Raw genomic sequence first — 21,665 nt, 5'->3', positions numbered from 1 at the left:
CTGCGAGTCAAAACCGAGTGCGTGATCCGCGTCTCTCCCGCCATGCTGAGCCGATGGACGAAAGACGCACCGTGAAGGTGTCGAAGTACCTCTCGAAGCACCTGCGCCATCAACCCGAGCGGATCGGGCTCACGCTCGACGAGGCCGGTTGGGTCGAGATCGACGTACTGATCGCCGCGGCCACCGCACACGGCTTCCGGTTCACCAGGGACGAGCTGGACCACGTCGTCGCCGCCAACGACAAGAAGCGCTTCGCGGTAGACGGCACCCGCATCCGCGCCAGCCAGGGCCACAGCATCGAGGTCGACCTCGGACTGCCCCCGGCCACCCCGCCGGCGTACCTCTACCACGGCACCGTCGCCCACCACCTGGACGCCATCCGCGCGGAGGGCCTCCGGCCCATGAACCGGCACGACGTCCATCTCTCCCCCGACCGCGAGACGGCGACCCGGGTCGGCGCCCGCCGCGGCCGGCCGGTTGTGCTCTCCGTGGACTCCGGGGCGATGCACCGCGACGGGCACGTCTTCCACGTCAGCGCGAACGGGGTGTGGCTGACGAAGGCCGTGCCGCCGCGCTATCTGCGCTTTCCCGAGCCGCACTGACCCTCTTCCCGGCATGATCAGTGGTATGGACCACCTCCCCACCACCGAGGCCGCCGTCATCGCGCTGCGCGCACTCGCCGCCGAGTACGCCCTCGAGATCGAGGTCACGCACGACATCGGCGCCGACCAGACCTCCCGCCGCACCGCCGCCGGCATCGGCGTCACCGCGGACCCGGACGGCTCCCTGCCCCATGAGGCCTACGTCGAGTTCGGCGGCCGGCCCCAGGTGGACGTGCGGCTCTTCCCTGACGACGACGCGCTGATCACCGTCGATGGCGTGGAGTGCCCGGATGTCGCCCGTGACGACGTGCCCGCCTTCCTGCGCGCCCTCTACGACGGCCATGCCTGGGTCAAGACGCGCCGCTTCCCGCCGGGCAACTATCTGATGGTCCCGCTGCCGGGCGACCGCGTGCACAAGGAGTTCATCCTCGTCGGCCTCAGCCCATGGCTCAGTGGCCGCGCACGCTGACGGGCGGTCACTGTTTCACGTGAAACCGACCGCAGCCGCATACCTCCGTACGCCTCTGGATGCGACCGCCCAAGGTGCGGAACCGCACGCGGCGGCCGCGGCGGCCACGGCAAACCGTCAGCCGTGACGGGTCCGGCGGCTCGAACCGGTGGACCAGGCGGGTCGCGGCGGCGGCCAGGATGAGCACGACGCTGACGACCAAGGCGGTGACCATGGCGGTCACACCCCCACGGCGCGTCGCTGATCCCGGTCGTGGGACAGGAGGACACCGCCGCCCCTGTCGATCCCGGCCATCGGCGCCGCGAGGCGGACTTGTTCGGCCGTCATGAGTGCGGTCGCGGTCCTCGGCGGGCCGGTGTCCGCGCTGGCGGCGGCCATCAGCTGTGCGGCCGACACGGCGCCTGTCTCCGGCGGGATCACCAGGAGGTTCCAGCGCCCCGTGGTGGAGGACAGCAGCAGGATGGCGTGCGGGTCCAGCTCGGAGGTGAACCAACCGACGTTCAGCGGATGGCCGTTGACGAAGATCCTGGACGGGAGGACCGGCCAGTTGCGGGGGTTCGCCGCGATCCGGTCGATCCTTCCCCACAGCGGATCCAGCACGTCCGCCAGCGCGGCGAGTTCGCCGGGCAGGTCACGTGAGCGAGGCCACCAGGCGCCGTCCAGCTCGGCGGGGCCCGCGGAATGACTCTCGGACTTCAGCGCGAGGCGCGTGGTCGGGGCCCTGAACGGGACGGCACGCAGCGGGGAATGAGGGGAAAGGATCGCGGACATCGCGCAAACCCGTCTCCGGACCCTTGCGGTGGGGGCAAGCGCCCGAGGTCGTCGCTCACCGGGAACGGCACCGGCATCGAGGCCGGTGCGCGAAGTGCTCCCGATGGGGTCACGCTACTCCCCGCAGGGTCCGGACGGGCCGTTCCGGGACGGCGGCTCACTCGTGCCGGTGGTCGTCCTCCGCGGACCGGCTGGTCTCCAGCCAGGACCGTACGGGCTGTGCCGCGCGGGTGGTGTCCACGGTGAGGTCGAGGCGGGTTCCTCCGTCGGCGCCCGAGGGGTAGCTGCGCTGCTCGGTGGTGGCGAAGCTGTGGCGGAGGGCCTCCGCGACCCGGCGCGCGACCTCGGGCGAGGCGGCGATGATGCGGACCTCGGCGTGCCCGTCCGAGGCTGCTTGCGTGGACTGCATGGTGACCTCGGAGTTCGGTGCCCTGGCGGGGGGACGGACTGGGTCCCTCACTCTACTCCGTGTCCCACGGGCCCCATTGTGGCTTGCCGTCCGTCACCGGCACCCGAACCCGCGCGCCACCGCCCCCGGGACCTGCACCGCCACCAGCCCCGGAACCCGCACCGGCACGCGCCCCGGGACCCGCTCCCCACCGGGATCGGCACCCAGCGCGCGTCATCACGGACATGAGCGGCGGTCAGCCGAGGCGGTTCCTGGGCGTGGCCGTCGCGGGCGCCGGGAAGGCGGACGTGTCGACCACGCCCGAGATGACGTGAGCGGCCAGGTCCGACAGAGACAGGTGATGGGCGCGGGCGTAGGACCGGAACGCGGCGAAGGCGTCGTCGACGGAGGTGTTCCAGCGTTCCGCCAACACGCCCTTGACCTGCTCGACCAGCACCCGCCTGGTCAGCGCGGCCTCCAGCTGGCCGTTCTCGACATGGGGCTGCTCCAGCGTGCGCTGCTGGAGGATCGCGATCGTGGCCACGTCGGCGAGCGCCTGGGCGAGCGCGACGTCGCCGTCACCGAGGCGGTGCTGCGGGGTGGTGTGGAAGAGGTTGAGGGCGCCGATGATCCGGCTGCGCAGGCGCAGCGGAATGGCGTGGGTGGTCGCGTACCCCGTCTCGCGGGCCCGCGCGGCGAAACGCGGCCAGCCCGCGGTCGCCTCCGGCCGCGTCAGGTCGATGTTCGTCCGGGCGGTGCCCGAGCGGTAGCACTCGACGCACGGCCCCTGGTCGTGCTGGAGCGCGAAGAGCTCCAGCAGCCGGGTGTGCTCGTCGGAGGCGGCGATGACCTGCAACTCACCGTGCACGTCCGCGAGGAGGATCCCGGCCGCCGAGACATCGAGCAGCTCGACGCAACGCGCGGACAGCCGCTGCAGCAGTTCGATCACGTCGAAGTCCTCCACGAGGGAGTCCGTCACCTCCACGAAGACCTCGGTCAGACGCTGTTCCCGGGCCATTCCGATCATCCCTTTCCACCGTCGGGCGAATACGGCCCGCTCACATCGTCATCGAAGTCTTCGTCGAAGCGCAGTCTGCGAGCGACCACGTCCGCCGACACCTCGCCGAGGGGACGCTCACTGCTGTAGGCATGAGCCCGCAGCCGCAGCATCGCCTCCTCCATGGACACACCGAGCTGGACGCTGATCATCCCCGTGGCCTGGTGCACGACCGCGCGGCGCAGTCCCGACGGCGGCTCCGGGACTCTGCCGGGGCCAGGGCCGCCGCCGTCCCCGGCGCGGGGGCCGCCGTCCAGGAAGGCGCTGGTCAGGGCGGCGGTCAGGGCGGTGGCGTCCGTGTACTGCTGCTCGCTCAGTCGCCGTTTCTCGTCGCAGAGCACGGTCAGGACGCCGATCCGGATGGCCCCGACTCCCAGCGGGAAACAGCACACGCCGTGCACCCCCAGCTCCCGCGCGGCCGGCAGCAGCGCGGGCCACCGCTCCGCGCGCACCCGGTCCAGGTCCGGCGTCATGATGGGCACCCCGGTGCGGACGGCGTCCGGCCCAGGGCCCTCACCCAACGTGAACTGGAGTTCCTCGAACCGCGCGCTCGTCTCGGGATGGCACCAGACGGGCTCGGCGACCCGAGCCGGTCCGACCAGGAGCGACAGCGCGACACCCTCGGCGTCCAGCGCCCCCGCGGCCGCCTGCGCCAGGTCCTTGGCCCCGCCGAGACGCAGCGACCGCAGGACCTCGGCCATGCCGTCGCTGATCACCTGTCTCCGTTCCGCGGCGGCCGGAACACCCCAGGATGGAGCGCCGTTCGCCCTGCGCCGTACCTGTGCGGTGCCAGGACGGCCACCGCACGGTCCGCGAGTATGCCCTGCCAGGCGTCCTGGGCGCTCGCGTAGCGCGGGAACCTCTCCGCCAGGCCGCCGGCCAGGAACACCAGACCCGCCCCCTGCCGGGTGTGGACGACACGCAGCCAGCCGTGCCGCCGGTCGCAGTCGTGCCATGCCGCGCACAGCGGGTCCAGGACGCTGCCGTCCATGAACGTCACCCCGCCGAGGTCGACGATCAGGAACAGTCGGCCGCTGCCGTGGCGGGTCGCCTCCAGGTCGCGTGCGAAGGACGGGGCGGTCGTCAGGTCCAGCTCACCGCCGGAGCGGACCACACGGCACTCTTCGAACAGGTCGGGACAGCGGCCCATGGGCGCGCATCTCCTCTGTCAGGGATGGCTTTCGCCTTGCGCAGGGCCTCTGTTGCGCGGAAAGGACGTCACGGAGAGGGCCAGGGTCATGGGCGACCGTAGAGCCAACCTACTGCCGGGGGGGAGGGGCGAGCCTGTTCTCCGGTTATTGACGGGATTGTCGAACATCCCCCGCTACTGGGCGATTGCCGCATCGGCACGGCTGTCCGGCCGGAACGCGGGGGCTGTTTCCTCCGTACGGTCCGTTGTGCCTGCCCGGGGAGTACGCTGGAAGGACCGAGGATATTTCGCGCACCGGCTTCCACGCCCGTGTCGTTTTCGGCGATCGAATATGCCGGGCCGGTCGCAGTCGGCCCGGGGCAGGGTCCGCGTCATGACTGCGCCCATCTCCCCCTCGCCGACGCCCGAAGCCGAAGACCGGTCCTCCGCGTCCTCCTCGTCCCCGCTACGGCTGTCGCTGGCTCCCGCCGGTCCCGCACCGGCTCTGCTGGACGGCGCCTGGTGGCCCCGCTCCCGCGATCTCGGGGCGGAACTCCCCTCCCTGACCGCGGCACTTGACCCGCTGTGGGGGCGGATCACCCGGGTCACCGTGAACCCCACCCACTGGCCGGCCCTCCCGCGCAGGGTGCCCGTCGCCGGGCACGTGCTGAAGGTGGGCTGGTTCCTGGCCGAGCAGGATCCGCACGAACTGCTGCTGCTCTCCTACCGGATGGGCCGCTGGAACCTCCTGGTGGTGCCGCCGCAGACGCCTCCCCACACGGCCGCCTGGCTGATGGCCGCCGCCAGCGACCCGCTGGGCACCTCGACCGCGAGCCGGCTCATGGAGGAGGCCGCGAGTCTGCGCACGGTGTATGAGGCGGACCGTGCCGTGGAAGCCATCTGGGACTCCGAGGGCGGGCACGAGGCATTCGATCCGGCCGCCCGTCCGAGGATCCCCGCGGTGATCGCCAGGCCATCGCACCAGCCGGTGGGGCGGTGAGCACGGTGGAGACGTTCGTGACCGTGACCGTGATCGTGGCGGTGATCGCCTTCGGAGTGGTGATCATCCACCTGCTCAACTCGCAGCACGGCAAAGGCCTGTCCGCCGTCCACTACAGCCGCTCCGGGCTGCCGGCCCCGGGACCGGACTCGCCGGTTCAGCGCGGGGCGGGGGCGAGCGGCACCAACAGGCGCCACCTGGGCGGGCGCGGGCGGCTTCGCCCTCGGCGCCGCAGTCGTACGGCAGCGGGGTGAGCACACTGCTCCGACGCGCCCGCCCAGCCCGTCACTGAACCGATCCGACAGACGGCCGCAAGCGACAGCACAGTCCGCAGCCCATGCCCCCGACCACAGCACCGCACAGGGCAGGTCGGGGGCCTCCCGCATCCTGCGTCCCTCGAATCGTCCGAGGCTGCTCCGGCCCGTCCGAAACTGCCCCGGCCCGGAAACACCACCCCTCCCGGACCAGCCCGCCAGGCGCGGAGCCGCGGAACGCCGCACGGACCCGCCCCGGCCCCACCTCACGGAATCTCCGACCGACACATCGAACCGAGGAGCCATGCCCCTTCCTCAGCCGAACGTCTCCCGGCGCAATCGCTCCAAGCCGAACGTCCGCCGGCGCGACCGCCCCGAGCCGAACGTCTCCCGGCCCGACCGCCTCAAGCCGAACGTCTCCCGGTACGACAGCCCCGCCACCGCGGGCGGTGCGCCGTGACGGCCCCGCTCCCCCCGGACCCGGCACAGGGCGAGGGACGCGTCGGGACCCTGCGCAGGCCGCCGGATCCCACGGCCCTCCGCCCGACGGACCCCGTGACGCTGCGAGCCCTGGTCCTGCCCACCGGCCCGGACACGGCCGCCCACCGGGACGGCCTCGCCCACGAGAGCCGCACCCAGCGACCAGACTGACGACCACCGCACGGCCCGCCCAGGAGAACTGCGTGCCGATCACGCCTCTTCGCGAATCGCCGACTGAGCTGCGCAGACGGAAGCCGGGGACCGCTCAGCGCAGTTGCGCCGGGGCCTCCATGGCGATCTGCTCGAAGACCTTCTCGTCCGCGGCGAAGTCCGAGTCGGGGATGGGCCAGTGCACGACGATCTCCGTGAAGCCCACCTCCCGATGGCGCCCCGCGAAGTCCACGAACGCGTCGAGCGACTGAAGCGGCCCACCGCGGTCCGGGGTGAATCCGGTGAGGAGGATCTTGTCGAGACCGTTCGCGTCCCGCCCGATCTCGGCGCACGCGTCGGCCAGTCGTTCAGTCTGTCCGCGAAGGGCCTGAAGCGACTGCGCTGGAGTGCCGTTCTCGTACAGCTTCGGGTCCCCGGTGGTCACCCACGCCTGCCCGTACCGCGCGGCGAGCCGCAGCCCGCGCGGGCCCGTCGCCGCCACCGCGAAGGGCAGCCGGGGCCGCTGCACACAGCCCGGGATGTTGCGGGCCTCGTGCGCCGAGTAGTGGTCGCCCTCGTACGAGACGGAGTCCTCGGTCAGCAGCCGGTCCAGCAGCTGCACGAACTCCCCGAACCGGTCGGCGCGCTCGCGCGGCGTCCACGGGTCCTGGCTGAGGACCGTGGCGTCGAAGCCGGTGCCGCCCGCGCCGATGCCGAGGGTGATGCGGCCGCCGGAGACGTCGTCGAGGGAGATCAGCTCCTTGGCGAGGGTCACCGGGTGCCGGAAATTGGGGGATGTGACGAGCGAACCCAAGCGCATCTGCTCCGTGACGCCCGCCGCAGCCGTCAGCGTCGGGATCGCGCCGAACCACGGGCCGTCCCGGAACGACCGCCAGGAGAGGTGGTCGTAGGTGTACGCGGTGTGAAACCCGAGCTCCTCCGCGCGCCGCCATGCGGCACGGCCCCCCTCATGCCAGCGGCGGTACGGAAGGATCACGGTGCTCAGGCGCATACTCATGGCTCACAAGCCTACGGCGCCACTCCCCGTGTCCAGGGGGAGGCGCTCGGCATGGGGCTGCCCACCTCTGGGGACATCGGACCACCGCCCTGGACTTCCGGCCCGGTCACGGTGGCTTCGCGGTGGCGGCGACGGGTCGCGCGGGCTGCGGCTCGCCGCGCGGTACGGGCAGGCGCGGCGACCGCCGAGGACGGCGTGGGCGGCCGCCGAGGACCGAGGCTGTACAAGTACGGCACTTCTGAACAGTCGATTCAAGCCATTCGCGGACACGTCGAGAAGCCCGCCGACGCCCGCGCGGAGATCGACCGTGACACATAGGGTCCCGACAAGATCCTCCCCACCGGATCCATCCCCGACCGCACCCGCCCACCGCGGTCGCCCGACGTCTCCGTCGACTTCGCGGGCGGGCACCGGGAGTTGGGCTTCGCGGCGATCGTCAGGCACGCGCCGGACCCGCCCCGGACGCCGCCGCGTACGGAGAAGGTCCTCGATCAGAGCGCCACCGAGGCGACCGCACAGCCGGACCAGGGCAACAGAGAGTGAGCGGCCCGGTGGGGGCGGTAACCACTCACCTGCGCACGCTCCCGCACGGCCGTGCAGGCATATGCGGGAGAATGAACGGGTGACCTCAGCGACTCGACAGCCCGAGACCCCGGCCTCCACCGTCCCGCCCCGCCTCATAGCCACCGACCTGGACGGCACCCTGCTGCGCGACGACAAGTCCGTCTCCCCCCGCACGGTCGCGGCCCTCGCTGCCGCCGAGGAAGCGGGCATCGAGGTCTTCTTCGTCACCGGCCGCCCCGCCCGCTGGATGGGCGTCGTCAGCGACCACGTCCACGGCCACGGCCTGGCGATCTGCGGCAATGGCGCCGCCGTGGTCGACCTGCACGGCGGCCCCGGCGCCCACCGGTTCGTGAAGGTGCGGGAACTGGCCCGGGAGAACGCGCTGGACGCCGTACAGCTGCTGCGGGAGGCGGCGCCGGGCACGGTCTACGCGGTGGAGCAGACGTACGGCTTCCACCAGGAGCCGGACTATCCCAAGCTGCACATGGAGATCCCCGACGAGCTCCAGCCCGCCGAGAAGCTGCTGGCAGCGGACGGTCCGGGCGCTGACGAGCCGGTTCTGAAGATCCTCGCCTTCCATCCCACGATCGACCCGGACGCCTTCCTCACCCTCGCCCGCCTCGCCATCGGCGAGCGCGCCAACGTCACCCGCTCCAGCCCCAGCGCCCTGCTGGAGATCAGCGGGCCCGGCGTCTCCAAGGCCAGCACCCTCGCGCTGTGCTGCGCCGAGCGCGGCATCTCGCACGAGGAGGTCGTCGCCTTCGGGGACATGCCGAACGACGTCGAGATGCTGACCTGGGCCGGCCAGTCGTACGCCATGGGCAACGCGCACCCCGACGTGATCGCCGCCGCCTCGGGCCGTACGGTCGCCAACAACGAGGACGGCGTGGCGGTCGTGATCGAGCGGCTGCTGGCCCGACGCCCGTAACCGGAACGTCCGCCCCGGTCAGCTAGGGGCACGCCTCGGTCAGCCGAGGGATACGCCCCCGTCAGCCGAGGGATACGCCCCGGTCAGCCGAGGGGTACGCCCCGCGCCGCCAGCCACGGCACCGGGTCCACCCCCGAACCCAGCTCCTGGGTCACCCGGACCTCGAAGTGCAGATGCGGTCCGGTGGAGTTGCCGGTGGTACCGGACTGGCCGATCCACTGCCCCGGCACCACCCGGTCCCCCTGGTCGACGGTGACCGCGGCAAGGTGCGCGTACTGCGTGTAGTAGCCGCCCGCGTGCTCGATCACGATCTCGATGCCGAACGCGCCCCCGCAGGACACCTTCACCACCCGGCCCGCGCCCACCGCCCGCACCGGCGTGCCGATCTGCACCGCGAAGTCCTGCCCGGTGTGCCGGTTCGCCCACCGCGAGCCGCCGCTGCCGAACCCGGCGGAGAGCTCGTAGGTCTCCACCGGTGCGACCCAGGCGCCCGTGACCTGCGTCGGAGGCTGGTCCAGCCGGACCGCGCCACGGCACGCACCCGCCGCGGCCGACGCGTCCGCCTGCCCCTGCAACCGCTGACGGGCCTCTTCGAGCTTCTGCTCGATGCCCTTCTTCAGAGAGGCGAGTTCGACGTTGCGCTGCTCCAGGGACTCCCACGCCGCGGCGGCCCTCGCCTCGTCCTTCGCAAGCCGCGCCTCGGCCCGTCGGCTCTTGTCGATGGCGTTGTTCACGGCCAGGTTCGCCTGGGAGAACACCTGCTGACCACGCATCAGCCCCTCCGGACTGCCAGCGAGGAGGATCTGCGCGGTCAGCGGAAGGTCGCCGCCGTTGCGGTACTGGGCACGCGCGATCCGGCCCAGGTCCTCGTGCATGACGGCGATCTTCTGCCGCTCCCGGTCCAGCAACTCCTCGAGCCGCTGCGCCTCCGCCCGCTGTGCCTCCGCCTCCTGCCGCCCCTGCTCGTACTGTTGCGTCGCGACGGCCGCGTCCTCGTACAGCCGCGCCACCTGCGCGCTGATCCCGGAGTCACCGCCGTCCCGCCGCTTCTCGGCGGCGTCGGTGGGGCGGGCCATGAGCACGGCGAGCGCGCACAGCACGACCGGGACGAACAAGGGGTGGCGGCGGGACAGTCGCATGTCAGCGATCGTGGCTCCGAAGGCGGGAGGGGGGCATGTCCAGGGCGTACAGCCGGGGGAATGACGGCACCGTTTGGCGCAGTCGTACGACTGAACGGGGGGCCGTTGACTTGATGCTGACGAGACGTCATCGTCGGCCCCCTCCGTCAGTCAGGCGGAGTGCCGCCGGCTGAGCGGCCCTTCGGCAGCGTTCCTCGCCAATCGAGCCGTGTCTCGTCAGCCGAGCGTGGCGGCCGGCGGTGGCCGTGCGGTCGGGCCGGGCGCCGCGCACGACCCCCTCGTCGGTCAGGGCCTCCAGTCGAGCGGTGCCTCCCACACCACCGTCGTACCACCGCCGTTCTCCCCGATCCCCGGCCCGTGCCGGCTGTCGCCGCCCAGCGACTCGGCGCGCCGTCTGAGGTTCCTCAAACCGCTGCGCCGCCCGCCCTCGGGAATGCCGACGCCGTCGTCCGCGACGGTCAGGCGTACGGCCCGCCGCCCGTCCGGCAGGGTGACGTCGGCGTCGACGACGACGTCGATACGGGACGCCCCGGCATGCCGAAAGGCGTTGGAGAGGGCCTCGCGCAGCGCCGCGATGAGGTTCTTGCCGACCGGGTCGCTCACGGCGGCGTCGACCGGGCCGACAAAACGGTGGGAGGGCTTGAAGCCGAGCGGCACGGCAGCGGTGTTGATCTCCCGCAGCACACGCGTGCGCAGCCCCGCGGGCATCTCCGTGGGCCCCTGCTGGAGCGCGAAGATCGCGGTCCGGATCTCCTGGATGGTGACGTCGAGTTCGTCGACGGCCCTGCCGACGCCCTGGCGCACCTCGGGCACGGCCGACCCGCGCTGCGCGCTCTCCAGCATCATCCCGGTCGCGAACAGCCGCTGGATGACCAGGTCGTGCAGGTCACGCGCGATACGGTCACGGTCCTCATAGACGGCCAGGCGTTCCCGGTCCCGCTGTGCGCCGGCCATCATCAGCGCCAGCGCGGCCTGTGAGGCGAACTGGGTCGCGAGCGTGCGTTCCGTCTCGGTGAAGGGCCGCTCTCCTCGCTCGCGCGGTGTGACCAGGGCACCCAGAACACGGCCGTCGCTGTGCAGGGGCAGCATCATGGTCGGCCCGTACCCGTGGGCCAGACTCGTGATCACGCGAGGGTCGGTGGCTGCGTCGTCCACGAACACGGCGTGCCCGTCGAGGAGTTCGGTGACGACCTTGCTCTCCGGCGGGACGACGGTGCCCAGGACGTTCGACGGCCGGTCGGCGGCGACCGCCGCGATCTCCAGGCCGCCCTCGTCGGCGGGCAGCAGCACGATGCCGGCCGTCGCCCCGGACAGTCGGCGGGCCTGCTCCGCGACGACCTGGAGGGCGTCGTCGGTGTCCCCGCCCGACAGCAGGGCGGTGGTGACGGCGACCGAGCCGTCGATCCAGCGCTCACGCTGCTGGGCGGCTTCGTACAGCCGGGCGTTCCCGATGGCGATACCGGCCTCCGTGGCCAGCACCCGGACCACGTCGAGGTCGTAGTCGTCGAACGGCTCCCCGTCGCGCTTCTCCGTCAGGTACAGGTTTCCGAAGACCTCGCCCTGGACGCGGATCGGGAGGCCGAGAAAGCCGCGCATCGGCGGATGGTGCTCGGGGAAGCCGCAGGACCGCGGATCGGCCGCCAGATCCGCCAGCCGCACCGGCTCCGGGTCCCGGATCAGCGCACCGAGCAGCCCCCGGTGCCCGTCCGGCAGGCGTCCGATGCGCCGTGCCGTCGCCTCGTCCACACCGTGGAAGACGAAGTCGGCGAGGCCTCGGCCGTCCTCGTCGACGACCCCGATCGCCGCATAGCGGGCCTCGGTCAGCGCCGCCGCGGTCTCGCAGATCCGGTCCAGCGTGGAGTGCAGCTCCAGACCGCTGCCGACGGAGCGCATCGCCTCCAGCAACTGCGGCACCCGCGCGGCCAGTTCGGTGGACCGGGGCGGAGGGGCCGGAGGCAGGCGGCCGAAGGCCGGTTCGTCGGACATGAGGTGAGCGTAATTAGTCCCCTTTATTCCAGAAAGTCGGGAGGAGAGGATTTGGTGGGCCGGGAGGATCGGCGGGCCGGGAGGATCGGTCGGCCTGGAGGACTGGTGGGCCCGGAGGACCGGTGGGCGTCGCTTCGTGCGACGCTCACGCCGTCAGGGTCAGTGCCTCCGACTCCGCCTCCCGCTCCACCATCCCCCGCAGCGGCCCCGCCACCGCGGCCAGCTCGGCGTACGCACCCCGCTGCACGACCCGCCCCTCGTCCAGCACGATCACCTCGTCCACCGCTTCCAGCCCGGCCAGCCGGTGCGTGATGAGCAGCGTCGTACGCCCCTCGGTGGCGGCCAGCAGATCGACGGTGAGCGCGTCCGCGGTGGGCAGGTCGAGGTGTTCGGCGGGCTCGTCCAGCACGAGGACGGGGAAGTCGGCGAGCAGCGCGCGGGCGAGCGCCAGCCGCTGTCGCTGCCCCCCGGACAACCGAGCCCCGTGCTCGCCGACCAAGGTGTCCAGACCGTCGGGCAGGGCGTCGGCCCAGTCGAGCAGCCGGGCCCGCCGCAGGGCGTCGCGCAGGTCCGTCTCCGTGGCGTCCTTCCTGGCGAGGAGCAGGTTCTCCCGCAGGGAGCTGTCGAAGAGGTGCGCGTCCTGCGCGCACAGTCCGACGAGCCGCCGTACGTCGTCGCCGTCCAGCGCGCCGGCGTCCACGCCACCCAGCGTGTACGAGCCGGTCTCCGCGTCCAGGAACCGCAGCAGCACCTGCGCCAGGGTCGTCTTGCCGGACCCCGACGGGCCTACGACGGCGACACGGCGCCCCTGCGTGAGTGTCAGGTCGAACCCGGCCAGGGCGTCCCGGTCCTGCCCCGCGTACCGGGCGGACAGTCCCTGCGCGGAGAGCGGGAACGGTGCCGCGGGCGCCTCCCGCGGCCGCTCCGGCTCCCGCACCGGCTCCGGGGCGTCCAGCACCTCGAACACCCGCTCCGCGCTCTTGCGGACTCGCTGGCGGTACTGCACGGCGAGCGGGAGGCCGAGGACGGCCTCGAAGGCGGCCAGGGGAGTGAGGACCACGACGGCCATCGCGACCCCGCCCAGCCGTCCGTCGATGACGCTCTGGGCGCCGACGAGGGCGGTCGCGGCGACGGTCAGGCCGGAGACCAGTGCGGTGAGTCCGTCGCCGAGGGCGGTCGCGGTGGCGGCGCGCGAGGCGATCCGCGCGAGCACCCCATCGGCCTGCCGCGCCTCGGCGGTGCGGGTCGGCAGGGCGCCGGCGACTGCCAGTTCGGCTGTCCCGGTGAGCAGGTCGGTCACGTGGGTCGCCAGCACGCCGCGTGCGGGGGCCAGTCGCCGTTCCGCACGCCGGGCCACGGCCCCGGTGAGCAGGGGTACCCCGACCCCGGCCGCCAGCAGACCGATGGCCAGCACGGCGCCGGCCTCGGGCAGCAGCCACGCGGTGAAGCCGACGGAGGTGGCCGACACCAGGAGGGCCGCACCGGCGGGCAGCAGCCAGCGCAGCCAGTAGTCCTGGAGGGCGTCGACGTCCGCGACGAGCCGCGACAGCAGGTCGCCCCGTCGGGTGCGGCGCAGTCCGGCGGGCGCCAGGCGCTCAAGGCGCCGGTACACGGCCACGCGGGTGTCGGCGAGCATCCGCAGCACGGCGTCGTGCGACACGAGCCGCTCGGCGTACCGGAAGACGGCCCGCCCGATCCCGAAAGCCCGCGTCGCCGTCACGGCCACCATCAGATACAGCACGGGCGGCTGCTGCGAGGCCCGCGAGATGAGCCATCCAGAGGTGGCCATGAGCCCTACGGCACTGCCGAGAGCGAGGCTGCCGAGCAGCAGGGCGAGCACGAGACGACCCCGCCGGGCGCCGGACATGGCCCGGACCCGAGCGAGGACACCGCCTGTCCTCCCCGTGGCCGGGGTCGACGTCATGTCCCGTACGGTGCCGGGCACTTCGCGTGCGGCAGGACCGGCCTCGCCCACCCCGGCCTGGACGGCCGCGGGCTCCGCGGGGGCGGTGAAAGCGGTGTGCTCCGCAGGTGCGGTCGAGGCCGCGGACTCGGCAGGTGCGCCGGGAGCGGCGAGCTCCACGACTCCGGCGGAAGGGTCGGCCTGCGCGGGTCCGGCGGGAGCTTCGGCCCGTGCGGGTGCGGCGGGAGTATCGGCCTGCGAGGGTGCGGCGAGCGTGGGCTCCTCCAGCCGTACCACCCGGTCCGCCACCCCCAGCAGCGCCGGACGATGGACCACGAGCAGCACGGTCCGCCCCACGGCCAGCCGCCGGACCGCCGCCACGACCTCCGCCTCGGTGGCCCCGTCGAGCGCTGCCGTCGGCTCGTCGAGCAGCAGCACGGGCCGGTCAGCGAGGAACGCCCGGGCCAGTGCGAGCCGCTGGCGCTGCCCGGCGGACAGCCCGGCCCCGTCCTCGCCGAGCACGGTGTCGGCGCCCTGCGGCAGCGCGTCGACGAACTCCAGCGCCCCCGCGTCCCCGAGCGCCCGCCGTACGGCGTCACCGTCCGCGTCGGGCCGTGCCAGTCGCACGTTCTCGGCGATCGTCCCGGCGAACAGGTGCGGCCGCTGCGGCACCCACGCGACCTGCGACCGCCATTGCTCCAGGTCGGCCTCGGCGAGGTCGACTCCCCCGACCAGCACCCGTCCTTCGGTCGGCGGCACGAACCCCAGCAGCACGTTCAGCAGCGTCGATTTGCCCACCCCGCTCGGCCCCACCAGGGCGACCGTCTCCCCGGGCTCGACAGCGAGGGACACCCCGGAGACAGCGTCCCCGGAGCGGCCGGGGTAGCGGACGGTGACGCCCTCGAAGGTCAGCGCACCGGCCCGCACGGCACGGGTGCCCGCCGCCGGCAGCGGCGTCTCCAGCACCTGGAAGATCTCCTCGGCGGCGGCCAGCCCCTCCGCTGCCGCGTGGTACTGCGCTCCCACCTGGCGCAGCGGCAGATACGCCTCAGGCGCCAGCACGAGGATGACCAGGCCGATGTACAGGTCCATCTCCCCGTGGACGAGTCGCATGCCGATCGTCACGGCGACCAGGGCCACCGACAGTGTCGAGAGCAGCTCCAGGGCGAAGGAGGAGAGGAAGGCGATCCGCAGCGTGCGCATGGTGGCCTGCCGGTACTCGCCGGTGATACGCCGGATGGACTCGGCCTGTGCCTTGGCCCGCCCGAACACCTTCAGGGTCGGCAGCCCGGCGACGACGTCCAGGAAGTGCCCGGACAGCCGGGACAGCGTCTTCCACTGGCGGTCCATGTGGGACTGCGTGGCCCAGCCGATGAGCATCATGAAGATCGGGATGAGGGGGAGGGTGCCGACGATGATGGCCGCCGAGACCCAGTCCTCGGTGACGACGCGCGCCAGCACCGCCACCGGGACGACCACCGCCAGCCCCAACTGCGGCAGGTAGCGGGAGAAGTAGTCGTCGAGAGCGTCGACACCTCGCGTGGCGAGCGCGACCAGCGACCCGGTCCGCTGCCCGCTCAGCCACCCCGGGCCGAGCGCCGCGGTCCGCTCCAGCAGCCGGCCTCGCAGCTCGGACTTCACCGCCGCGCTCGCCCGGTGCGCGGCGAGTTCGGTGAACCAGGCGACCAGTGCCCGCCCGCCCGCGACGGCGACCAACAGCAGCAGGGGAGAACGGAGTTCAGAGACCGACAGACCGTGCTGGAAGGCACCGACCACCACCTCGGCGATGAGCATCGCCTGAGCGATGACCAGCGCCGCCCCGACGACGCCCAGGCCGACAACCGCCACCATGAACAGGCGGGTGGCACGGGCGTATCGGAGCAGACGCGGGTCGATCGGTTTCACGTGAAACACACCCTCTTCTCAGCAGGGTCCAAGAGGCATGTTTCACGTGAAACACACCCCACATCGGACACGGCACCCGGCGCCCGGAGGCGGCGCGGAGCACCTCCGGGTCAGTGCGCGGCATCCGCCGCGATGTGCTGCGTACCGATCCGCTTGCGGAACACCCAGTAGGTCCAGCCCTGATAGAGCATCACGATCGGCGTGGCGATCACCGCGCACCAGGTCATGATCTTCAAGGTGTACGGGCTGGATGAGGCGTTGCTGACCGTGAGGCTCCAGTCCTCGTTGAGCGAGGACGGCATGACGTTCGGGAAGAGCGTCAGGAAGAGCATCGCCACGGCGGCCGCGATCGTGACGCCGGACAGCGCGAACGACCAGCCCTCACGACCTGCCTGATTGGCCACCAGGGCGGAGACCAGGGCCGTGACCGCCACGACCATGGCGACCAGGCTCTTGCCGTCACCGCTCTCGACCTGCGTCCAGAGCAGGAAGAGCAGGGCTGCCGCGGCCGCCACGAGGCCGACCTGCAGGGCCAGCTTCCGTGCCCGCTCCCGGATCTCGCCGACGGTCTTGAGCGCCGTGAACACCGCCCCGTGGAAGGTGAACAGCGTCAGCGTCACCACCCCGCCGAGCAGCGCGTACGGGTTGAGCAGGTCCCAGACGTTCCCGACGTACTCGAAGTTCTGGTCGATCTTCACGCCGTGGACGATGTTGCCGAAGGCCACGCCCCACAGGAACGCCGGCAGCAGCGAGGTCCAGAAGATCGCGTTCTCCCAGTTGCGCTGCCAGTTCTCCTCGGGCCGCTTCACCCGGTACTCGAAGGCGACGCCCCGGACGATCAGACAGACCAGGATCAGCAGCAGCGGCAGATAGAAGCCCGAGAAGAGCGTGGCGTACCACTCGGGGAAGGCGGCGAAGGTCGCGCCGCCCGCCGAGAGCAGCCAGACCTCGTTGCCGTCCCAGACGGGGCCGATGGTGTTGATCAGCACCCGCTTCTCGGGCCGGTCGCGGGCCAGCAGCTTGGTGAGGACACCGACGCCGAAGTCGAAGCCCTCCAGGAAGAAGTAGCCGGTCCACAGGACGGCGATGAGCACGAACCAGACGTCGTGAAGTTCCATGACTCGATCCCCCTCTGCCTAGTACGAGAAAGCCATCGGCTTGTCGGCGTCCCGCTCGTCGCCGCCGATCTTGGTGGGCGGGTTGAGGTCGGCCTCGGTGAGCTCGGGCGGGCCGGCCTTCACGTACTTCGCGAGCAGCTTGACCTCGACGACCGCGAGGATGGCGTACAGGCTGGTGAAGACGATCATCGAGGTGAGGACCTCGCCCTGGGAGACGCCGGGGGAGACCGCGTCCCGGGTCCGCAGCACGCCGTAGACGACCCACGGCTGGCGGCCCATCTCGGTGAAGATCCAGCCCCAGGAGTTGGCGATCAGCGGGAAGCCCATGGTGAGGACCGCGACGCGCCAGGCCCACAGGGTCAGCTTCGGGCTGAGGGGCTTCTTGCCCTGGGGGAGCAGCACGAGATGCGGGATCTCGTCGTCCGCGACCCTCAGGGACTGCGGCAGCATGAACTTCTTCCGCGTCAGCCAGAGCCCGAGCAGGCCGATGGCGAAGGACGTCATACCGAAGCCGATCATCCAGCGGAAGCCCCAGTAGGCGACCGGGATGTTCGGCCGGTAGTCCCCGGGCCCGTACTTCTCCTGCTCGGCCTTGTTGACGTCGTTGATGCCCGGGACGTACGAGGTGAAGTCGTCCTTGGCGAGGAAGGACAGCAGGCCCGGGACCTCTATCGCGACCCGGTTGTGGCCCTTGTCGACGTCACCGACGGCGAAGATCGAGAAGGGCGCCGGCTTCTCGCCGTCCCAGAGTGCCTCGGCAGCGGCCATCTTCATCGGCTGCTGCTCGTACATGATCTTGCCGAGGGTGTCACCGCTGATCGCGGTGAGCAGACCGCCGATGACGACGGTGACCAGGCCGAGCCGCAGCGAGGTCTTCATGTCGCTGATGTGCTTCTTGCGCAGCAGATGGAAGGCGGAGATGCCGACCATGAACGCGCCGCCGGTGAGGAACGCGGCGGACAGGGTGTGGAAGGCCTGGGCGAGCGCGGTGTTCTGGGTCAGGACCAGCCAGAAGTCGGTGAGCTCGGCCCGCCCCTTCACCTCGTTGATGCGGTAGCCGACGGGGTGCTGCATCCACGAGTTGGCCGCGAGGATGAAGTACGCCGACAGGATCGTGCCGATCGAGACCATCCAGATGCAGGCCAGGTGGATCTTCTTGGGCAGCTTGTCCCAGCCGAAGATCCACAGGCCGATGAACGTCGACTCGAAGAAGAAGGCGATCAGGGCCTCGAAAGCCAGCGGAGCGCCGAAGACGTCACCGACGAAGCGTGAGTAGTCGGACCAGTTCATGCCGAACTGGAACTCCTGCACGATGCCGGTGACCACGCCCATCGCGATGTTGATCAGGAAGAGCTTGCCCCAGAACTTCGTCGCCCTGAGGTACTTCTCCTTCTCCGTCCGCACCCACGCGGTCTGCAAGCCCGCCGTGAGGGCGGCCAGGGAGATCGTCAGGGGGACGAAGAGGAAGTGGTAGACGGTGGTGATGCCGAACTGCCATCGCGCCAGTGTCTCCGGCGCCAGAGCCAGGTCCACGTCGTCAGTCTCCTTACGCGCTTGTGAACGCGTTCACATTCACAAGCTCCAGTATGCCGCACTGTTTTTCGACGAACGACGGGGGGTCGGTGTCTTCTGCCTCACGTCCACCCCTTGGCAAAAACTTCAACACATTGTTGAATTCCAGGTCGTGCAGATACGAATCTCGTGGCCCTCGGGTCACCTCACCGCGACCCTCGACGACACCCCGACCACCCTGGCGCTCACCAAGGCTCTGCCGCTGGTCTCCACCGCGCACACCTGGGGTGAAGAGGTCTACTTCGACACCGGCGTCTCGGTTTCACGTGAAACCGGCGCGCGAGAGGTGGTGGAGCCGGGCACCGTGGCCTTCTGGACCGACGGGGACGCCCTCGCGCTCCCCTACGGCCCCACCCCGATCTCGCGAGGCGACGAATGCCGCCTCGCGAGCCCGTGCAATGTCCTGGGCCGCCTGGACGGAGACCCGTACTTGTTGTCGACGGTGCGGGACGGCGACCCCGTCCGCGTCGAACTCGTGGAGAGCTAGAGCTGAGGAGCTGGAACTGAAGAGCCGGAGCCAAGGGCTGGGCCGAACAGCCGGAGCCAAGAGCTGGGGCTGAACAGCTAGAGCTCCTTACGGAACTCTTCCGTCACCTTCAGGAAGATGTCGTTCGCCTCGGTCTCGCCGATCGTCACCCGCACACCCTCGCCGGGGAACGGCCGGACCACCACGCCATGCCTGTCGCAGGCCGCCGCGAAGTCCACCGTGCGCTCCCCCAGGCGCAGCCACACGAAGTTGGCCTGGGTCTCGGGCACGGTCCAGCCCTGGGCGCGCAGCCCCTCGACCACCCGCCGGCGTTCGCACACCAGCGAGCCGACCCGGCCGAGCAGTTCGTCCTCGGCCCGCAGCGAGGCGACCGCCGCGTCCTGCGCGAGCTGGCTGACCCCGAAGGGCACCGCGGTCTTGCGCAGCGCCGCGGCCACCGGCTCATGGGCGATCGCGAAACCGACGCGGAGGCCGGCGAGTCCGTACGCCTTGGAGAAGGTCCGCAGGACACAGACGTTAGGCCGGTCCCGGTAGAGCTCCACGCCGTCCGGCACCTCGGGGTCCCTGATGAACTCGCGGTACGCCTCGTCCAGCACCACGAGGACGTCACTCGGCACCCGGTCGAGGAAGCGCTCCAGCTCGGCCCGCCTGACGACGGTGCCCGTGGGGTTGTTGGGGTTGCAGACGAAGACGAGCCGGGTCCGGTCGGTGATGGCCTCGGCCATCGCGTCCAGGTCGTGCACATCGCCCGGCGTCAGCGGCACCTTCACCGAGGTCGCCCCGCTGATCTGCGTGATGATCGGGTAGGCCTCGAAGGACCGCCAGGCGTAGATGACCTCGTCGCCCGGTCCCGAGGTCGCCTGGACGAGCTGCTGGGCGACACCGACCGAGCCGGTGCCGGTGGCCAGGTGGGAGAGCGGGACGCCGAAGCGTTCCGACAGCTCGTTCATCAGGCCGGTGCAGGCCATGTCCGGGTAGCGGTTGAAGGAGGCGGCCGCGGTCGCGACGCTCTCCATCACGCCCGGCAGCGGCGGATAGGGGTTCTCGTTGGAGGACAGCTTGTAGGCGACCGGGCCGTCGGCCGCTGCGGGCTTGCCCGGCTTGTAGGTGGGGATACCCTCCAGCTCGGCGCGCAGCTTGGGGCTCGTCTCGCTCACCGCAGTCCTCCTCATGACCACCGGCATCCAATACTCCACACCTTATGAGGATTGGGCGTCTGTGCGAACAGGTGGAACGTCACCTCATCCGTCCCACCGGCATCAGGGGCATCACCGTACGAAGACAGACGAATCACAGGGCGCGCTCACATATATCTACGCGCCGGTGGCTCGCGCCGTGGCGCGCATCCCCCGTGAAGGTGAGTTGAGACCTCTTCGAAACATCGGGGACTTGGCAGGCCTATCCGTGTCGACAAGTCACGTAGTGCCATTGCATCGTTCAACTCCCTTTCTTTCAAAGGGGATTGACGGGTTTTGACCATGCAGAAACGTGCCTGTCAACGCGTGCATATGCGTCCGCCCTACCCCACCGTCGGAGCCCTACTATCGGCTCGCCATGACAGCAGCAGGGAAGCACCAGGTGAGCCGCGCGGAAACCTCACGTCGAGGCAGCCGGCCGGGTCGTGCGGGCATCAGAGACGTTGCCGCCGCCGCCGGAGTCTCCATCACGACCGTCTCCGACGCCCTCAACGGCAAGGGGCGGCTCCCGGACGCCACCCGCCGCCATGTCCGCGAGGTGGCCGACCGGTTGGGCTATCGCCCGTCAGCCGCCGCCCGAACCCTCCGTACCGGCAAATCGGGCCTCATCGGCCTGACCGTGACGACGTACGGGGATGAACCTTTCACCTTCACGGAGTTCGCGTACTTCGCCGAGATGGCCCGGGCCGCCACCTCGGCCGCGCTCGCCCGCGGCTACGCGCTCGTCATCCTGCCCGCCACCTCACGCCACGACGTGTGGTCGAACGTGGCCCTGGACGGGACGGTCGTCATCGACCCCTCCGACCAGGACCCGGTGGTCAGCGAACTGGTCCGGCAGGGGGTGCCGGTCGTCTCCGACGGCCGCCCGGCCGGCGCGCTGCCGGTCACCGCCTGGGTCGACAACGACCACGAGGCCGCCGTCCTCGGCATCCTCGACCACCTGGCCGACGCCGGCGCCCGCCGCATCGGCCTGCTGACCGGGACCACGACCGACACGTACACCCACCTGTCGACCACCGCGTATCTGCGCTGGTGCGAGCGGGTCGGCCAGGACCCGGTCTACGAGGCCTACCCGGCGCACGACCCGTGCGCGGGCGCCGTCGCCGCCGACCGGCTGCTGGCCCGGCCCGACCGCCCCGACGCGGTCTACGGACTGTTCGACCCCAACGGCACCGATCTGCTCGCCGCGGCCCGCCGCTACGGACTGCGCGTACCGGAAGACCTGCTTCTGGTCTGCTGCTCCGAGTCCACCGTCTACGCCAGCACCGAACCGCCCATCACCACGCTGTCCCTGAAGCCGCGGCGCATCGGGACGGCCGTCGTCCAGCTCCTCATCGACGCCATCGAGGGGGTCGAATCGGACCAACCGGTCGAGCAGGTGATACCGACGGAGCTGATCGTGCGCACGTCGTCCCAGCGGCGTGCGCCCCGGACGACCGTCAGCCCGCCCCGGTCGTCCGAGGAGGAGTAGAAACGGAAGCCGTCAGCAACGGCAGAAGCCCGACCCAATCGGGGCGAATGCCGCGATGAACAGGTGTCGTGCTCCGAT

The 21,665-nt window shown here is 71.2% G+C and carries 20 protein-coding genes; 8 read left to right on the top strand and 12 right to left on the bottom strand.

Translation table 11 applies throughout. The features are described 5' to 3' along the window. Nucleotides 1-53 precede the first annotated feature (53 nt). Nucleotides 54-602, top strand: a complete 549-nt coding sequence (locus tag ACH41F_RS21395; protein WP_391233535.1) for an RNA 2'-phosphotransferase — start codon at nucleotides 54-56, stop codon at nucleotides 600-602. A gap of 25 nt (nucleotides 603-627) precedes the next feature. Next, on the top strand, nucleotides 628-1,071 hold the full coding sequence (locus tag ACH41F_RS21390) for a hypothetical protein (protein WP_391233534.1): 444 nt from the start codon (nucleotides 628-630) through the stop codon (nucleotides 1,069-1,071). Between the two features lie 219 nt (nucleotides 1,072-1,290). Here the strand turns inward: ACH41F_RS21390 and ACH41F_RS21385 are convergent, their stop codons facing one another. The 5 genes from ACH41F_RS21385 to ACH41F_RS21365 all read right to left on the bottom strand — a co-directional run bounded on the left by ACH41F_RS21385 (nucleotide 1,291) and on the right by ACH41F_RS21365 (nucleotide 4,437). Beyond that, a complete protein-coding gene (locus tag ACH41F_RS21385) occupies nucleotides 1,291-1,842 on the bottom strand; it encodes a DUF5994 family protein (protein WP_391233533.1) in 552 nt (183 codons plus the stop codon). 157 nt (nucleotides 1,843-1,999) lie between these two features. Beyond that, the gene (locus tag ACH41F_RS21380; protein ID WP_391233532.1) at nucleotides 2,000-2,251 is read right to left on the bottom strand and encodes a hypothetical protein; all 252 of its coding nucleotides are present in this window, start codon (nucleotides 2,249-2,251) and stop codon (nucleotides 2,000-2,002) included. Between the two features lie 235 nt (nucleotides 2,252-2,486). Next, the gene (locus ACH41F_RS21375; protein WP_391233531.1) at nucleotides 2,487-3,257 is read right to left on the bottom strand and encodes a GAF domain-containing protein; all 771 of its coding nucleotides are present in this window, start codon (nucleotides 3,255-3,257) and stop codon (nucleotides 2,487-2,489) included. Beyond that, nucleotides 3,254-4,003, bottom strand: coding sequence for an ANTAR domain-containing protein (locus ACH41F_RS21370; RefSeq protein WP_391233530.1), 750 nt, complete (start codon nucleotides 4,001-4,003; stop codon nucleotides 3,254-3,256). The genes ACH41F_RS21375 and ACH41F_RS21370 overlap by 4 nt, the downstream gene beginning before the upstream one ends. Beyond that, nucleotides 4,000-4,437 (bottom strand): STAS domain-containing protein, encoded by a 438-nt coding sequence (locus tag ACH41F_RS21365; protein ID WP_391233529.1) that lies wholly within the window; start codon nucleotides 4,435-4,437, stop codon nucleotides 4,000-4,002. The genes ACH41F_RS21370 and ACH41F_RS21365 overlap by 4 nt, the downstream gene beginning before the upstream one ends. Before the next feature lie 373 nt (nucleotides 4,438-4,810). Here ACH41F_RS21365 and ACH41F_RS21360 point away from each other — a divergent pair, with 373 nt between their 5' ends. From ACH41F_RS21360 to ACH41F_RS21350, 3 genes are all read left to right on the top strand, one after another. Further along, nucleotides 4,811-5,416, top strand: coding sequence for a DUF5994 family protein (locus ACH41F_RS21360; RefSeq protein WP_391233528.1), 606 nt, complete (start codon nucleotides 4,811-4,813; stop codon nucleotides 5,414-5,416). Nucleotides 5,417-5,433: 17 nt separating this feature from the next. Then, nucleotides 5,434-5,670 (top strand): hypothetical protein, encoded by a 237-nt coding sequence (locus ACH41F_RS21355; protein ID WP_391233527.1) that lies wholly within the window; start codon nucleotides 5,434-5,436, stop codon nucleotides 5,668-5,670. A gap of 304 nt (nucleotides 5,671-5,974) precedes the next feature. Beyond that, nucleotides 5,975-6,130: a hypothetical protein gene (locus tag ACH41F_RS21350; RefSeq protein WP_391233526.1), complete on the top strand. Its 156-nt coding sequence runs from the start codon at nucleotides 5,975-5,977 to the stop codon at nucleotides 6,128-6,130. A gap of 285 nt (nucleotides 6,131-6,415) precedes the next feature. Here the strand turns inward: ACH41F_RS21350 and ACH41F_RS21345 are convergent, their stop codons facing one another. Next, the gene (locus tag ACH41F_RS21345) at nucleotides 6,416-7,318 is read right to left on the bottom strand and encodes an LLM class flavin-dependent oxidoreductase (RefSeq protein ID WP_391233524.1); all 903 of its coding nucleotides are present in this window, start codon (nucleotides 7,316-7,318) and stop codon (nucleotides 6,416-6,418) included. Between the two features lie 622 nt (nucleotides 7,319-7,940). On the opposite strand from ACH41F_RS21345, the gene ACH41F_RS21340 reads away from it, so the two are divergent. Next, complete coding sequence (locus tag ACH41F_RS21340) at nucleotides 7,941-8,810, top strand: Cof-type HAD-IIB family hydrolase (RefSeq protein WP_391233523.1); 870 nt, start codon at nucleotides 7,941-7,943, stop codon at nucleotides 8,808-8,810. 83 nt (nucleotides 8,811-8,893) lie between these two features. On the opposite strand, the gene ACH41F_RS21335 is transcribed toward ACH41F_RS21340, so the two are convergent. From ACH41F_RS21335 to ACH41F_RS21315, 5 genes are all read right to left on the bottom strand, one after another. Continuing rightward, complete coding sequence (locus ACH41F_RS21335) at nucleotides 8,894-9,949, bottom strand: peptidoglycan DD-metalloendopeptidase family protein (RefSeq protein WP_391233522.1); 1,056 nt, start codon at nucleotides 9,947-9,949, stop codon at nucleotides 8,894-8,896. 285 nt (nucleotides 9,950-10,234) lie between these two features. Continuing rightward, on the bottom strand, nucleotides 10,235-11,935 hold the full coding sequence (locus ACH41F_RS21330; protein ID WP_398836944.1) for a GAF domain-containing sensor histidine kinase: 1,701 nt from the start codon (nucleotides 11,933-11,935) through the stop codon (nucleotides 10,235-10,237). A 145-nt stretch (nucleotides 11,936-12,080) separates the two neighbouring features. After that, nucleotides 12,081-15,743: a thiol reductant ABC exporter subunit CydD gene (gene cydD, locus ACH41F_RS21325; RefSeq protein WP_398836943.1), complete on the bottom strand. Its 3,663-nt coding sequence runs from the start codon at nucleotides 15,741-15,743 to the stop codon at nucleotides 12,081-12,083. Between the two features lie 110 nt (nucleotides 15,744-15,853). Continuing rightward, entirely contained in the window at nucleotides 15,854-16,861 is a 1,008-nt protein-coding gene (gene cydB / locus ACH41F_RS21320) for a cytochrome d ubiquinol oxidase subunit II (protein ID WP_391233519.1), read from the bottom strand. Between the two features lie 18 nt (nucleotides 16,862-16,879). Further along, nucleotides 16,880-18,394, bottom strand: a complete 1,515-nt coding sequence (locus ACH41F_RS21315) for a cytochrome ubiquinol oxidase subunit I (protein WP_391233518.1) — start codon at nucleotides 18,392-18,394, stop codon at nucleotides 16,880-16,882. 151 nt (nucleotides 18,395-18,545) lie between these two features. On the opposite strand from ACH41F_RS21315, the gene ACH41F_RS21310 reads away from it, so the two are divergent. Then, nucleotides 18,546-18,920: a cyclophilin-like fold protein gene (locus ACH41F_RS21310; RefSeq protein ID WP_391233517.1), complete on the top strand. Its 375-nt coding sequence runs from the start codon at nucleotides 18,546-18,548 to the stop codon at nucleotides 18,918-18,920. Between the two features lie 77 nt (nucleotides 18,921-18,997). Here the strand turns inward: ACH41F_RS21310 and hisC are convergent, their stop codons facing one another. Further along, a complete protein-coding gene (gene hisC, locus ACH41F_RS21305; RefSeq protein ID WP_391233516.1) occupies nucleotides 18,998-20,077 on the bottom strand; it encodes a histidinol-phosphate transaminase in 1,080 nt (359 codons plus the stop codon). A gap of 397 nt (nucleotides 20,078-20,474) precedes the next feature. Here hisC and ACH41F_RS21300 point away from each other — a divergent pair, with 397 nt between their 5' ends. Further along, nucleotides 20,475-21,587, top strand: coding sequence for a substrate-binding domain-containing protein (locus tag ACH41F_RS21300; protein WP_391233515.1), 1,113 nt, complete (start codon nucleotides 20,475-20,477; stop codon nucleotides 21,585-21,587). Nucleotides 21,588-21,665 lie beyond the last annotated feature (78 nt).

Origin of the sequence: Streptomyces sp. NPDC020489, from assembly GCF_044386545.1 — a bacterium.
Classification (GTDB): domain Bacteria; phylum Actinomycetota; class Actinomycetes; order Streptomycetales; family Streptomycetaceae; genus Streptomyces.
This window is presented reverse-complemented; position numbering and strand designations above follow the sequence as displayed.